This is a genomic window from Plectonema cf. radiosum LEGE 06105, assembly GCF_015207665.1.
Taxonomy (GTDB): domain Bacteria; phylum Cyanobacteriota; class Cyanobacteriia; order Cyanobacteriales; family Nostocaceae; genus Rivularia; species Rivularia radiosa_A.
The window spans coordinates 18913-32889 of sequence record NZ_JADEWL010000075.1 but is presented as its reverse complement, the minus strand read 5'-3'; the positions used below and the strand labels follow the sequence as shown (position 1 = coordinate 32889).

Genomic DNA, 13977 nt, shown 5'->3' with positions numbered 1-13977 from the left:
ACTCAACTACCTTCCTCCCTGATTTCGCTTACGCTCAATTTTGGTCGGAAGGTGTTTCTTTTTTGACCCGTGATTCATCTCGCCGCCAAATCGGAGATTATGGCGGGAGTCTTCTCACGGAGTTTAGATAAAGTCTAGCAAACGGAGTACTCAGTTCCGTCGTGCTTAACGCATTTGATGTGATTTTCGCCTCTCAAACTCAAAACAATTAGTTTGAAAAAAAAACCGCTCAAAATACCCCCACAATTTGATACCCTAGCTTAAATACATGAGGATAATTAAAAGCACGTGGACATTCAAATTGGGCGGGGAAAAACAGCCCGTAGGGCTTACGGAATAGACGAAATTGCCTTGGTACCAGGTACAAGAACATTAGATCCTGCTTTGGCAGATACTACGTGGCGTATTGGTAATATTGAGCGAGAAATCCCGATTATTGCCAGTGCAATGGATGGTGTAGTTGATGTTCAGATGGCTGTACGTTTGTCGGAATTAGGAGCATTAGGAGTACTAAATTTAGAGGGAATCCAAACCCGGTATGACAATCCAGAGCCAATTTTAGACCGGATTGCTCTTGTAAACAAAGATGAATTTGTACCCTTGATGCAAGAACTTTATGCCGAACCAATTAAATCTGAATTGGTGAAACAACGAATTCAAGAAATCAAATCAAGGGGTGGAATTGCCGCAGTTAGTGCTACTCCAGTAGGAGCGAGTAAATACGGTTCAGTAGTCGCAGAGGCTGGGGCTGATTTATTTTTTGTACAGGCTACGGTGGTTTCTACTGCACACTTATCACCCGAATCGGTCACTCCCTTAGATTTAGCTGAATTTTGCCGAGAAATGCCTATCCCGGTAGTTTTAGGTAACTGCGTCAGTTACTCCGTTACCCTTAACTTAATGAAAGCTGGTGCAGCTGCGGTATTAGTAGGAATCGGTCCGGGTGCTGCGTGTACTTCCCGTGGAGTATTGGGTGTAGGTGTACCCCAAGCAAGTGCGATCGCCGATTGTGCGGCAGCACGAGATGATTATTACAAAGAAACTGGAAATTATGTACCAGTAATTGCCGATGGCGGTTTAATCACTGGCGGCGATATCTGTAAATGTATTGCTTGCGGTGCTGACGGTGTAATGATTGGTTCTCCCTTTGCGAGATGCGCCGAAGCTCCAGGACGTGGCTATCATTGGGGTATGGCAACTCCATCTCCGGTATTGCCCAGGGGTACTCGCATTAATGTAGGTACTACTGGTACTTTAGAGCAAATATTAACAGGACCCGCACAACTTGATGATGGTACTCACAATCTTTTAGGCGCTCTAAAAACAAGCATGGGTACTCTGGGAGCAAAAAATCTTAAAGAAATGCAACAGGTTGAAGTTGTCATTGCTCCATCACTTTTGACCGAAGGTAAAGTCTACCAAAAAGCTCAACATTTAGGCATGGGCAAGTGAACAGAATTATGCCTAAGTGTATAAGCTATGAGAAATATCTAGTAGTTAATCATTGATAGGTGTATGCTCAATTATTAAAAAAACCCAAAGATGATTAACTATTTCAACACCAGACAGCTAACAGTCCAACCGAATCTTAAATAAATTTTTCCCTACTTTTAAACTATGGCTGGAAAAATTGCATATGTCGCCTACAATAGAGATAGCGGAGACGCATGTTTCCGTTCACTCCTCACACCACACTCCGCCCGGACTATTGTTCGGGCGGTTCCTTATGTTTTGCGATAGGTTCACGATATTCTGTAAATCTATATTCCAAATACCAAGGCAGTGGTTTTTGCTGTGGTAGAATTTTCACAAAAATCAAAAACATCCGATTAAAAGGTTTTAAGGTATGTCATCAGCTACACAAGTTACAGACTCCACCTTTAAGCAGGAAGTACTCGATAGCGATGTTCCCGTGTTAGTTGACTTTTGGGCACCCTGGTGTGGTCCCTGTCGCATGGTAGCGCCCGTTGTGGATGAAATTTCCTCTCAGTACGAAGGTCAAATTAAGGTAGTTAAAGTTAATACCGATGAGAATCCGAATGTTGCTTCTCAGTACGGCATCCGCAGTATTCCCACATTAATGATTTTTAAAGGTGGGCAAAAAGTTGATATGGTTGTTGGTGCGGTTCCTAAAACTACATTAGCTAATACTTTGGAGAAGTATCTTTAAATTTTAGCTGTCTTCCATCCGTCTATCCTCAGCTTTCTAATGCAGTAATAGACGGTTGGATTTTTTGATTATTGTTTATTAACAAAAATAAAGGGCTGCAAATGCAGCCCTTTTTAATCAAATTCAAAAACCACCTTTAAGAATTTAAGAAATCGGGTTTTTACCTGAAATATTCCTATCACGAGATAAAAATCATAAAAACCCGACTTCTCACCTCACCAAAAATATCAGCTTTTAAAGTTTCTAAAACCGAGACTTTTTGTGATTTAATTTTTGCTTTCTTCGACGACTTTGAGCAGCAATAACTGCACTTTCTACCGGATAACCGACTACGGGAATCACCTGATATTTGCGTTCTTCTTCAAGATTTTTCACTTCAGTATAATCAAGCCAGTGAATGCAATCCACAGGACAAGTATCAATCGCTTCTTGAATTACTTCCTCTGAATCACCATCTTGACGCATCACCCGCGATCGCCCATAATCAGGTTCTATATAAAAAGTATTACGAGCAACATGGGCGCAGTGTTTACAGCCAATACAAGTAATTTCATCGACATATACCCCCCTTTGACGCAAAACACCGCCCAATTCCGGCTCCAAGCCAGAACGTTGGGGGCTATCTCGCAAAAAACCCCCTAATTCCGGTTCGCAACCAGAACGATTTTCTTGCTCGTTTTCTGGTGGCAAAAAATCAGACATTACGCACTCCAACGCTGCACTAACAAGCGAATTGAACCATCTTGATTTTGTTTTTGTTCGCTAACTTGAAACCCAGCTTTTGCAGTCTCTTTAACTACCGTGCGGTAAGCGTAACGTTGTGTTACTTGACGTAAAAATCCTTCTACAGAAAGATTTTGCGCCCAATATTGGAAATCGGCGACTAATTCATATTCTTTGCCGTTCCACTTAAAACCAATATCGTAGCCATTGTCTTGCTCGATCGCAATTTCGGCAGTGTGGGTAATACCTTGATAGCCGCGTAAAGAATGGGAACCATCCTTCCAAGCTACACCTAAGTCGGTGAGGGCATCTTTCAAAGATTCAATATTACGAATTTGAGTTTTAATCTGGCTAAAGTGTGACATAATACTTTGGCAGTGAGAGTAAATGAATTAAGTTGAGTTGAAAGTTACCAATCGCTGAAGGTTGCTTGAGTATTCGCAACATTATTCTGAGAAAGCACGTTGGCAGCAAAGTATTCTGAGGTTGGCTCGTGGGTAAGTACAATCCCTAGTTGCGCTTCAATAGCTGCCGTAACTTCAGCGCAAGAATTACCGACTATTCCAGTGACTTTTTCTTGTACTCGACCGTCTGGATAAATTATAAATTCTAATGTCTCCATGCTTTTGACCAACCATGTTGATTGCGGTTTTAGTCTGCTGTGCTTCTACCAAAGATAAAGCTTTTGGTCTAAGCAACAACATTTGTTCTCTATCTATAGAATCACTCGTTAAATAACTAATGTTCCATCTTCAGAAATATATGTCTCATATTTTTTACAAAAATTATTGCTTTTATAAGTGTTTGCTTCAATTATATGTAAGTTTCTCTTAACCAAGAGCATTAGTCAAGCTGAAAATATCACACTGTACCATAATTATCTCCCAAGGTATAGAGCTAGGGTATAACCTAAAGTGGGAGGCTAAAATTAAGAATAAATAGATATAAAACTCATAATTATGACTATTTATTGTCTGATAAAGTCATAAAAAGTCGAATTTGGATTATTTCTATTCGATATTTAAAATATGTCTTTGGACTGAATGATTAAACCATAAACCAGGGATTGCCTAAGTCAGCCCTCTTTTCTACTGGTTAAATATAATTAAAAAATATTTTTATTTGTCTATTTTTTGTCTATTTGTATATTTTATACTTGAATTCAAAATTATTATTTATTGGTTGTCAACTGATTGACACAAATCTTTACATTCATCATGAAGAATTTTTTTAACACTTTTTTTGATAGAAAGTACACTTGTCATTGCTGTCCACAGATTAAAACGGATTACCAATTCCCAATTCCCAATTACCAATTACCAATTACCAATTCCCAATTACCAATTACCAATTACCAATTACCAATTACCAATTCCCAATTCCCAATTACCAATTCCCAATTACCTATTCCCTAATTCTCGCTCCTCTTGTTTCCTTTCTTCATCCAAAACAAATTCTTCTGTTTGAACTATAAAGGGTAGATCGGATGCAACTAAACCACGCTTAATTCGTTCTGGTGTTTCTGAAAAAACTACGAACAAAGGATATATCGCATTAGTTCCTTCAGTTAAAATATGACTGTGACGCGAAGGCATCAGCCATTCGTAATCTTTATCCAACCATACTTGAGTTTGTCGCCATCTTTTTAAAAGATCAGAAAAATCCTCGCCGGGATGATGAATAAAAACAATAATTTCCACCCCTGTTTTAATTTTCCATTCTGGATCGCACATCAAAATTGCTAAATCACAAGGTAGACAGGTTGTTTGTGGTAAATTTGTTTCAGTTTTACGAATGCGGATAATTGGTAGAGGAATAGTAATTAAACTTTCCGAGGGACGACGTAAACTGGGAATCATTTCTAAATAAGGACGATACTGCTTTAAAAGAGTGACAGCAGCAGAGCGATCGCTATATTCGGTTAAGCTCATTTCGTAATCAGATTTTTGTACAGACATAAAATAAGTTAGGAGTTAGGAGTTAGGAGTTAGGAGTTAGGAGTTAGGGGTGAGGAGTTAGGAGTTAGGGGTGAGGAGTTAGGAGTTAGGAGTTAGGAGTTAGGAGTTAGGAGTTAGGAGTTAGGAGTTAGGAGTTAGGAGTTAGGAGTTAGGAGTTAGGAGTTAGGAGTTAGGAGTTAGGAGTTAGCATTTTGGAACATCTATTTCTTATTCCTTGTTTTAATTAAAAGTTATCAATTAACTGGTTTCTTTGATAACTGATAACTGATAACTGATAACTGATAACTGATAACTGATTATTAACCCAAGTCTTCAAAGACTTTAAACATAGGTAAATACATCGACAGTAAAATTACAGCAACCATACCACCAATAACCACAATCATTACTGGTTCTAAAACACTAGTAAGAGCTTTTACTGCTTGTTCAACTTCATCTTCATAAAAATCGGCAACTTTCATTAACATTGCATCTAATTCTCCGGTTTCTTCTCCGATGCTCATCATTTGAATTGCCATAATTGGAAATACATTTTCTTTTTGCAAAGCAATACTAATCATACCTCCTTGTTGAACTTCATTTCTTGCAGCATCAATAGCGTTGGCAATTATCTGGTTTCCTGATGTATCTCGAACAATTTCTAAAGAGGTTAAAATAGGTACCCCAGAACGAGTCAAAGAACCAAAAGTACGGCTGAATCGAGCAATAGATGATTTTTGGATTAAATCGCCGAACAAAGGCAATTTTAGAGAAAGACGGTCGATGGTTAACTTCCCAACGGGAGTTTTATAATACTGGTCAAAAGCGACTTTAACTACTACGAAAAAAGCAATAATAGCGAAAGCCCAAGCACTTGTGAGAATACCACTTATCCATAACATAAACTGCGTTAAAGCTGGTAATTCCGTTCCCAAATCTTTAAAAATATTGGCGAAAATCGGGATAAGAAAAACTGTCATAGCAACAAAGATTGTCACTGCTAAAAATCCCACAACAGTTGGATAAGACATTGCCGATTTGATTTGGTTTTGTAGTCTAGCTACATCTTCTAGTAATTTGGCTAAGCGATTAAGAACGTCATCCAAAACACCACCAACTTCACCAGCTTGAATCATGCTGACATACAAACCATCAAAACATTGAGGATGTTTCCTCATGGCATCGGAAAGATTAACACCATTTTGTACTTCACTACTGATATCTAAAAGTGCTTCTTTGAGTTTAGGATTGCTACATTGTTCAGAAAGTACTCCTAAGCTTCTGACAATTGCCACTCCTGCATTTGTCAAAGCCGCAAATTGACGGGAAAATATTGCTTTATCTTTAACCGAAACTGTAGCAAGCTTACTTTGTAATTTTGTGACATCCAGAGCATCAGCGATATCAAAACCTTTAAATTGCTGTAAGTCTTGAATTACGAAACCTTGTTGTCTTAACTGACTACGAGCTTGTGCCATTGAGTCAGCAACTATTTTTTCTTGCTTGGATTTTCCTGCTGAATCGCGAACGCGAGCGACAAAAGTTGGCATAATTTATATAGTTTAAAATTCAAAAAACAAGTTTTAAAATTTAATAATCAACAAATTAAATTACTGATTTAAACAAAAAACTTAGCACTTGTAGCATTCCATTCTCTTGAAAATTTGCGAAGTAATCTGTATTTGATAAAGTTGACTGTTGAGCGTTGAGTATTAACAGCTAACAGTCAACAAATTCAATTAATAAATACTTTTCACAAATAAAATACGATTGCTATAGTAAAAATTCTAGAGCTAACTACTAGTAATTTTGTGAGTAATTAATGTTTTGCAGCAACTTTTCCATTAGTGGGTGCTGCACCAATTAAACGTTGAATTTCATCTGGTTTAGTGGTTTTTGACATTGCGGCTTCAAAGGAAATAACTCCTGCTTTCACATAATCAGCAAGAACTTTCTCCAAAGTTTGCATTCCTAATTTTGCCCCAGTTTGAATTGCGGAATAAATTTGAGATGTTTTACCTTCGCGAATCATATTAGAAATAGCAGGAGTAATCACCATAATTTCTTGAGCCATTACTCGACCAAATTCATTAGGTTTAGGGTTTTTCTTCGGTACTAAAGTTTGGCTAAATACTGCAACTAAAGAGTTTGATAACTGTACGCGCACCTGAGTTTGTCTGTCTGCGGGAAAAACGTCGATAATTCTATCAACGGTTTGTGCTGCGGAAGAAGTGTGCAAAGTACCGAATACTAAGTGACCAGTTTCTGCTGCGGAAATAGCGAGAGAAATTGTGTCTAAATCGCGCATTTCTCCAATCAAAATAATATCTGGATCTTCACGTAAAGAACCTTTTAAAGCATTAGCAAAACTTTTTGTATCTTCACCAAGTTGACGTTGATGAATCAGACTTTTAACTGGTTCATAAACAAATTCAATCGGGTCTTCAATTGTTAAAATATGCTCTGCTTTTGTCCGATTGATTAAATCAATCATTGCTGCCAAAGTAGTTGTTTTCCCAGAGCCTGTGGGACCTGTAACTAATATCATTCCTTTGGGTTTATCACACATTTCTCGGACAATATCAGGTAAACCCAGTTTGTCAAAATTAGGAATTTTAGAACTTAATGCTCGCAAACAAGCAGCATAGGTACCGCGTTCTTTGTAAACATTGACTCGGAAACGTGCTAATCCTTTGACACCGTAAGAACAGTCTAATTCCCAAGTTTGTTCGAGGATTTTACGTTGGGAATTATTCAACATACTAAAAATTAATCTTTGACATTGATCAGCATTTAAAGCTTCATCACCGAAAGGTGTTAGTTTACCGCTAATCCGAAAATAAGGAGGTAAACCAGCGGATAAATGCATATCCGAACCTCCCAATTCAATCATTTGTTCCATCAAATCTTCAATCATCATTTCCATTTTTTTATCCCTTTATGTTTGACAGTTGACAGTGGACAGTTGACAGTTGTGATTTATCAAATTACTAACTTCTAACTCCTCACTCCTAACTCCTCACTCCTCACTCTTAACTTCTAACTCCTCACTCCTAACTTCTAACTCCTCACTCTTAACTCCTAACTCCTCACTCCTAACTCCTCACTTCTAACTCCGTTAGTCTTGAAAGCGCGATGTCATACAGTAAGGACAATCCAACCATTCTGGCTGTAATTGAGCATCGCAATTTCGACAGGTTAAACCGCTTTTACGTTTAGCTTTTAACTCTGCTTCCAAACCTGTATCGGTAAACGTTACCCGTTCTACTTCTTCAAGGGTGGTAGCTCCTTGACGTACTAAATCTAAGCTGTAAGCAAGCAGGGTTTTCATTCCTTCTTCTACCGCTGCTTCTTTAATTAATTCTGTGGGTGCTTCTTCATTGATTAAAGTCTGGATGCGTTCAGTAATTCTCATGACTTCGTAAACACCGGAGCGTCCTTTGTAACCAACACCGTGACATTTGTCACAAAGGGTATTGTTCGCTTTGGCTTCTTGAATTTGCTCTATGGTTAGAGTATTGGCTTTGTAAAAGGTAACATCAGCTTCTTGAGATGCCGATAAACCATAACGTGCGAGTTCTTGCTGAGTTGGTTTGTACTCAATACGACATTCAGAACATACACGACGCATCAGACGCTGTGCCAGAACCCCAATTAAGGAACTGGAAATCATGAAAGATTCAATACCCATTTCTCCCAAACGGGCGATCGCACCGGGAGCATCGTTGGTATGCAGAGTGGTTAATACTAAGTGACCCGTTAATGCCGCTTCAATAGCTGTTTTTGCAGTTTCTTTATCTCTAGTTTCACCTACGAGTAGTACATCAGGGTCTTGTCGTAAAAATGCCCGTAAAGCAGTACCGAAATCGAGTCCTTTTTCCCGAATTACTTGCACCTGAGTAATCCCCGGTAAACTATATTCCACCGGGTCTTCTACCGTACTGATATTAATATCGGGGGAATTTCTTTCAGCGAGGGCAGAATACAGAGATGTTGTTTTACCAGAACCAGTGGGGCCTGTAACTAGAATCAAGCCAAAAGGACGGCTAACCATGTCCTGAACAATCTGCAACGTCTCCGGGTCGGTAATTAATTTATCCAGCCCCAATTGAGTTGAGGAATTATCGAGAATCCGCAGCACTACTTTTTCACCGTAGCGACTAGGTAAAGTATTTACCCGAAAGTCTACTTTGCGTCCTTCAAACATCCGGCGGATACGTCCATCTTGGGGAAGACGACGTTCGGCGATATCTAAGTTGGCAATAATTTTGAAACGAGCTGTAATTGCGGGAATGATTTTCTTCGGTAAGGGGTCAAAAGCTTGACTGAGTACACCATCCTTACGAAAGCGAATGCGTAGATTTTCTTCCTGAGGTTCGATGTGAATATCAGAAACCGCTTCGTGTAATGCTTTGGCGAGAATTCTATTTACCAAGTTGATAATAGGGGCATCCTCAGCACCCTTCATAGCAGAGCCCAAGTCAGCCTCTGCGTCATCAGGAGCATCTTCTAAATCAAGATTATCCAGATTTTCTAAATCTTGATTAATATCGGTAAATTGTTCCTTTTCTATATGCTTTTGTTTAACAGCCATTTCATCCAAAAATTGGTTGATTAGCTGTTGATAGTCTTCTTGGGTGATCACCATTCTTTGCAACCCGAAGCCTTGGGGGCGCAAAATCCGATTCAGGTCATCGGAAGCCTCAAGATTATCTGGATCTACCATTGCTACCAACACGTAAGGAGGGTTTTGGTCTTCGTGTTTTGACAATGGAATTAGACGGTGACGACGACAAATATCCACCGGGATAAGAGTTTCAATTAAGCTTCCTACCGAAGTCGCGCCAACTTGGTTAACTTCCGGATCGAGAAATTCGACACCGTAAAGAATTTTAAGTTCAAATAGCTGTTGCTTTTTATATTCTCTAAGTAGCTCTGGCGATAGTTGTCGCCCTGCAATTGATTCGATAACCTCAGTTAAAGGTCTACCGGATTTGCGGCTTTCTATAAGTGCCTGCTTCATCTGGCTGTTATCCACAAAGCCAGATTGAACCAGTTTGTTACCAAAAGGCGAGAATTCCGATCTGACACTCAGAGCGGTACTGCGCCTTTGTTGTGACGAATAAGTCATATATTGAGATAATGGATGCTGCACAAACCTATGGTTCAAGTATTCCCAAGCAAGGGTGCAGAATTTTCATCCAAACCAAGAAAACTTAGCTAAAATTTTTTTTAAGCTCAAAAATCACCTATCCCTGGGCAAAAGGTCAAGGATTTCTAATTGAGTTTTTTGATGACTTATGCTTCTATAGGTAGCTCTTGCTTATGAACTACCGCCCATAGTAGTAATTTTGGATGTAAATGGTGTTTTTGAGAAAAAAAGTAGTAACTATAGTTTGAAATTTAAATAATTATTTAAGTGGATTTTCTAATACAGGCAGGCAATTTATAGGTACTAAATTCCTAACAATAAGCCACTAGTAAGAAAGTCATCATTCCGGTTCAGCATTTGTGATAATACATGACGGTGATACCACATAGGACAGAATATTCTGGCAAACAAATACGCCGTTTTTATCCCCCAGAGTCATTGAATGTTTAAGCTGGTATTTTATGAGGTGGTGAAAACTACCCTGTAAACTATTCCCAAATGGTTAGAGAATAATGACTGAATATTAACAGCAATGCTATTCGGTGAACAAACAGAGGTAAATCAAGTAATGAACAGCGACTCTCTACAAACAAATTCCAATATTTCCAACAGTGATGTTGACGAACAAGTCACAGCCCAAGCAAACGTAACGGCAGATCAGACTACTGTTAATACAGAAGATGGTGCAGGAGCAACCCCAGCGACAGAGCAATCAAATGCTGGTACAGCAGAAATGGCTCAAATTGAGTCATTAAAAGCCCAATTAGATGACCGTAGCAGTCAATATATGAGAATTGCGGCAGATTTTGAAAATTTCCGCAAACGCACCCTCAAAGAAAAAGAAGATTTAGAAATACAGGTGAAGCGCAATACGATTACAGAATTATTGCCAATAGTTGATAATTTTGAGCGAGCGCGAGCGCAAATTAAACCCCAAAATGATGGAGAAATGGGGATTCACAAAAGTTATCAAGGCGTTTACAAGCAGTTAGTAGACAGTCTCAAACGCTTAGGTGTTTCGCCAATGCGTCCAGAAGGTCAGCAATTCGACCCCAAAGAACATGAAGCAGTAATGCGCGAACCTACGGATGAATATCCGGAAGGAACAGTGTTAGAAGAGTTAGTACGCGGATACTTTCTTGGCGATCGCGTGCTACGTCATGCAATGGTAAAGGTGGCTGCTCCGCAAGAAGATACGTCTTCTTCAGAAGAAAATCAACTTGGGGAAGCAAGTAGTTAAGCTGTAGCCATTTAAACTAACCAAAACTGCTTGCAGTTAATCCTAATAGGCGAGCATCGCATCCCAATTAATCTAGTAACTTATCCGTGCTTTTTGTTGGCAGCGATCGTGAAAACAAATTTCTTTTTTAAAGAAATAATTTCATGAATGGAACGGACAGTTTTCCCTAGGCAACATTTTTAAGTTGCGGAAACTGTTCTCCATAGGTCGTTGTGAAAATCGCAGTTTTTGAGAATTAATCAGTAGAAAATCGATAGTTATGGGAAAAGTTATTGGGATCGACTTAGGCACTACCAATAGTTGTGTCGCAGTTTTGGAAGGTGGTCAACCCTTGGTGATTGCCAATTCAGAAGGTGGACGTACCACTCCGTCAATTGTTGGGTTTGGCAAAGGTGGCGAGCGCTTGGTCGGTCCTCTGGCAAAGCGCCAAGCAGTAACTAATGCGGAAAACACTATATTCAGTATTAAGCGATTTATCGGTCGTCGTTGGGATGATACTCAAGAGGAACGCGCTCGCGTACCCTATACCTCTATTAAAGGTAGAGACGATACTGTTGATGTGCAAATTCGCGGACGTAACTACACACCTCAAGAAGTCTCCGCGATGATTTTACACAAGTTAAAGCAGGATGCGGAAAGTTTCTTGGGGGAAGAAGTTACTCAAGTTGTAATTACTGTTCCGGCGTATTTTACTGATGCTCAAAGACAAGCCACTAAAGACGCTGGAACAATTGCTGGATTGGAAGTACTGCGAATTATCAATGAGCCAACTGCTGCGGCTTTAGCATTTGGTTTGGATAAACAGGATGAAGAACAGTTGATTCTGGTGTTTGACTTGGGAGGTGGAACTTTTGATGTTTCAATCCTGCAACTCGGTGATGGAGTCTTTGAAGTAAAAGCTACTTGTGGTAACAATCATCTTGGTGGAGACGATTTTGATAACTGTATCGTCCAATGGATGATGGAGTTTTTTTACCAACAAGAAAAAATTGATCTTTCCGAAGACAAAATGGCGCTGCAACGTTTGCGGGAAGCGGCTGAAAAAGCAAAGATTGAACTTTCAACTATGGCGAATACTTCAATCAATTTACCGTTTATAACTGCCAATGAAAGCGGACCGAAACATTTGGAAATGGAACTTAGTCGCTCTAAGTTTGAAGAACTCAGCAGTCATTTGATTGAAACTATTGTCGAACCAATGGCTCAGTCGCTCAAAGATGCAGAACTCAAGCCAGATCAGATTGACAAAATTATTCTGGTGGGTGGTTCTACTCGCATTCCGGCGGTACAAAATGCTTTAATCAAGTTTTTCGGTGGTAAAGCCCCCGACCGTTCGGTTAACCCCGATGAAGCGGTGGCGCTTGGTGCCGCAATTCAAGCCGGGGTTTTGGGTGGTGAAGTCGATAATTTATTACTTCTGGATGTGACTCCTTTATCCTTGGGACTGGAAACTTTAGGGGAAGTATTTACCAAAATCATCGAACGCAATACCACTATTCCTACCAGTAAATCCCAGATATTTTCCACAGCCGTTGATGGGCAAAACTCCGTGGAAATTCACGTCCTGCAAGGGGAAAGAGCCATGGCACGGGATAATAAAAGTCTGGGTAAATTCCTTTTAAATGGAATTCCTCCGGCTCCGAGGGGTGTACCGCAAATTGAAGTATCCTTTGAAATTGATGTTAACGGTATCCTCAAAGTCAGCGCTCAAGATAAAGGTACTGGCCGAGAACAAAGCATTCGGATTACGAATACGGGTGGTTTGAGTCAGAGCGAAGTGGAACGAATGCGTCAAGAAGCTGAAGTTTATGCCGAACAAGATCGAAAACGCTTAGAGTTGATTGAATTGACAAACCAAGCTAACACTCTCTTACACAGTTATCAATTGAATTTATCCTGTAATGCTAAGCTGATCGACGAACATCTCAAAGTTTCTATTGATGAAAAATTAGTAAAATTACAAGCTGCAATGGGAAATAGCGGCATCTCTGTCGCAGAATTCAAACAAAACTTGGATGAGTTTCAAGAAACTCTATTCGCTATTGGTGCAGAAGTATACAATCGCAGCAATACCGGAATCAACGAAGAAACAGGTGAAACAGCCAGCAATCCCGAAATTACTGAAGATACTCAAGCATCAAAAGAAGCTTTCGCATCACAATTCAACTTCGATTTTGAAGATGATAATACATTCCAAACTGATTACGAGGCTATAGATTAAGGTGAATTCGATGAGTACACACAAGTCTGGTTTTTTAAGATAAATATCTCTAAGAAGCTGACCCTTATGTTAAATTTAAACCTCTGTCACCTTGGTGGGAGAGGCTTTGTGTTGTTTATCCCATGGGAATGCAATCCGCTATTTAAATATGAGAATTTCTCGTTACCATCAAAGATGGTTTTATCTACTGATGATTTGTTAAATTGTAGAAGCAAATTTCAGTATTGCTACATCGTATTAGAATAGTTGAGATGCCGTAAAAAACTAAATGGCGGGTTTTCCACACTAAGTAGGTGCGGCTAGCCCTTCACAATTTGCTCTGCTTATTGCGCCTCCAAGTAGCACAATTGTAAGAGAGTCAGTCCCAACGGCTATTGGATTAATGTCGTCGAAATGATGACAACACCCGCACTTTCATGTTTGCTGGTGATTTTTATCAATAGTAAAGGCTAAAATCAATAATTAATAATAAAACTTAACTTTCTGCCTTCTACCCGACCAATGACTGCATATTAGCTGCCAACATTTTAACTT

At 39.5% G+C, this 13977-nt stretch carries 11 protein-coding genes; 4 read left to right on the top strand and 7 right to left on the bottom strand.

Going from position 1 to position 13977, the window contains the following annotated elements; translation table 11 throughout:
- Window positions 1–288: 288 nt before the first annotated feature.
- On the top strand, window positions 289–1452 hold the full coding sequence (locus IQ247_RS19930; protein ID WP_193922855.1) for a GuaB3 family IMP dehydrogenase-related protein: 1164 nt from the start codon (window positions 289–291) through the stop codon (window positions 1450–1452).
- 394 nt (window positions 1453–1846) lie between these two features.
- Window positions 1847–2170: a thioredoxin gene (trxA, locus tag IQ247_RS19925; protein ID WP_193922854.1), complete on the top strand. Its 324-nt coding sequence runs from the start codon at window positions 1847–1849 to the stop codon at window positions 2168–2170.
- Window positions 2171–2413: 243 nt separating this feature from the next.
- Here trxA and IQ247_RS19920 read toward each other — a convergent pair whose 3' ends face one another.
- The 7 genes from IQ247_RS19920 to IQ247_RS19885 all read right to left on the bottom strand — a co-directional run bounded on the left by IQ247_RS19920 (window position 2414) and on the right by IQ247_RS19885 (window position 9961).
- Window positions 2414–2872, bottom strand: a complete 459-nt coding sequence (locus IQ247_RS19920; RefSeq protein WP_193922853.1) for a ferredoxin — start codon at window positions 2870–2872, stop codon at window positions 2414–2416.
- Window positions 2872–3258 (bottom strand): DUF1257 domain-containing protein, encoded by a 387-nt coding sequence (locus tag IQ247_RS19915; RefSeq protein WP_193922852.1) that lies wholly within the window; start codon window positions 3256–3258, stop codon window positions 2872–2874. The genes IQ247_RS19920 and IQ247_RS19915 overlap by 1 nt, the downstream gene beginning before the upstream one ends.
- Window positions 3259–3302: 44 nt before the next feature.
- A complete protein-coding gene (locus IQ247_RS19910; RefSeq protein ID WP_193922851.1) occupies window positions 3303–3515 on the bottom strand; it encodes a DUF2997 domain-containing protein in 213 nt (70 codons plus the stop codon).
- Between the two features lie 778 nt (window positions 3516–4293).
- Window positions 4294–4851, bottom strand: a complete 558-nt coding sequence (locus IQ247_RS19900) for a hypothetical protein (protein WP_193922849.1) — start codon at window positions 4849–4851, stop codon at window positions 4294–4296.
- Between the two features lie 299 nt (window positions 4852–5150).
- Complete coding sequence (locus IQ247_RS19895) at window positions 5151–6380, bottom strand: type II secretion system F family protein (protein WP_193922848.1); 1230 nt, start codon at window positions 6378–6380, stop codon at window positions 5151–5153.
- Window positions 6381–6649: 269 nt separating this feature from the next.
- Complete coding sequence (locus IQ247_RS19890) at window positions 6650–7756, bottom strand: type IV pilus twitching motility protein PilT (RefSeq protein ID WP_193922847.1); 1107 nt, start codon at window positions 7754–7756, stop codon at window positions 6650–6652.
- A 192-nt stretch (window positions 7757–7948) separates the two neighbouring features.
- The gene (locus IQ247_RS19885; protein ID WP_193922846.1) at window positions 7949–9961 is read right to left on the bottom strand and encodes a GspE/PulE family protein; all 2013 of its coding nucleotides are present in this window, start codon (window positions 9959–9961) and stop codon (window positions 7949–7951) included.
- A 589-nt stretch (window positions 9962–10550) separates the two neighbouring features.
- Between IQ247_RS19885 and grpE the strand changes: the two genes are divergently transcribed.
- Both grpE and dnaK read left to right on the top strand, forming a co-directional pair.
- Window positions 10551–11222, top strand: coding sequence for a nucleotide exchange factor GrpE (gene grpE / locus IQ247_RS19880; protein ID WP_193922845.1), 672 nt, complete (start codon window positions 10551–10553; stop codon window positions 11220–11222).
- A 259-nt stretch (window positions 11223–11481) separates the two neighbouring features.
- On the top strand, window positions 11482–13443 hold the full coding sequence (gene dnaK / locus IQ247_RS19875; RefSeq protein ID WP_193922844.1) for a molecular chaperone DnaK: 1962 nt from the start codon (window positions 11482–11484) through the stop codon (window positions 13441–13443).
- Window positions 13444–13977: the final 534 nt, after the last annotated feature.

Excerpts from the sequence above, each read along its gene's own strand:
- IQ247_RS19885 (WP_193922846.1), bottom strand. The coding sequence starts at position 9,961 with ATGACTTATTCGTCACAACAAAGGCGCAGTACCGCTCTGAGTGTCAGA.
- IQ247_RS19915 (WP_193922852.1), bottom strand. The coding sequence starts at position 3,258 with ATGTCACACTTTAGCCAGATTAAAACTCAAATTCGTAATATTGAATCT.
- grpE (WP_193922845.1), top strand. The coding sequence starts at position 10,551 with ATGAACAGCGACTCTCTACAAACAAATTCCAATATTTCCAACAGTGAT.
- IQ247_RS19910 (WP_193922851.1), bottom strand. The coding sequence starts at position 3,515 with ATGGAGACATTAGAATTTATAATTTATCCAGACGGTCGAGTACAAGAA.
- IQ247_RS19920 (WP_193922853.1), bottom strand. The coding sequence starts at position 2,872 with ATGTCTGATTTTTTGCCACCAGAAAACGAGCAAGAAAATCGTTCTGGT.
- dnaK (WP_193922844.1), top strand. The coding sequence starts at position 11,482 with ATGGGAAAAGTTATTGGGATCGACTTAGGCACTACCAATAGTTGTGTC.
- IQ247_RS19890 (WP_193922847.1), bottom strand. The coding sequence starts at position 7,756 with ATGGAAATGATGATTGAAGATTTGATGGAACAAATGATTGAATTGGGA.
- IQ247_RS19895 (WP_193922848.1), bottom strand. The coding sequence starts at position 6,380 with ATGCCAACTTTTGTCGCTCGCGTTCGCGATTCAGCAGGAAAATCCAAG.
- IQ247_RS19900 (WP_193922849.1), bottom strand. The coding sequence starts at position 4,851 with ATGTCTGTACAAAAATCTGATTACGAAATGAGCTTAACCGAATATAGC.
- trxA (WP_193922854.1), top strand. The coding sequence starts at position 1,847 with ATGTCATCAGCTACACAAGTTACAGACTCCACCTTTAAGCAGGAAGTA.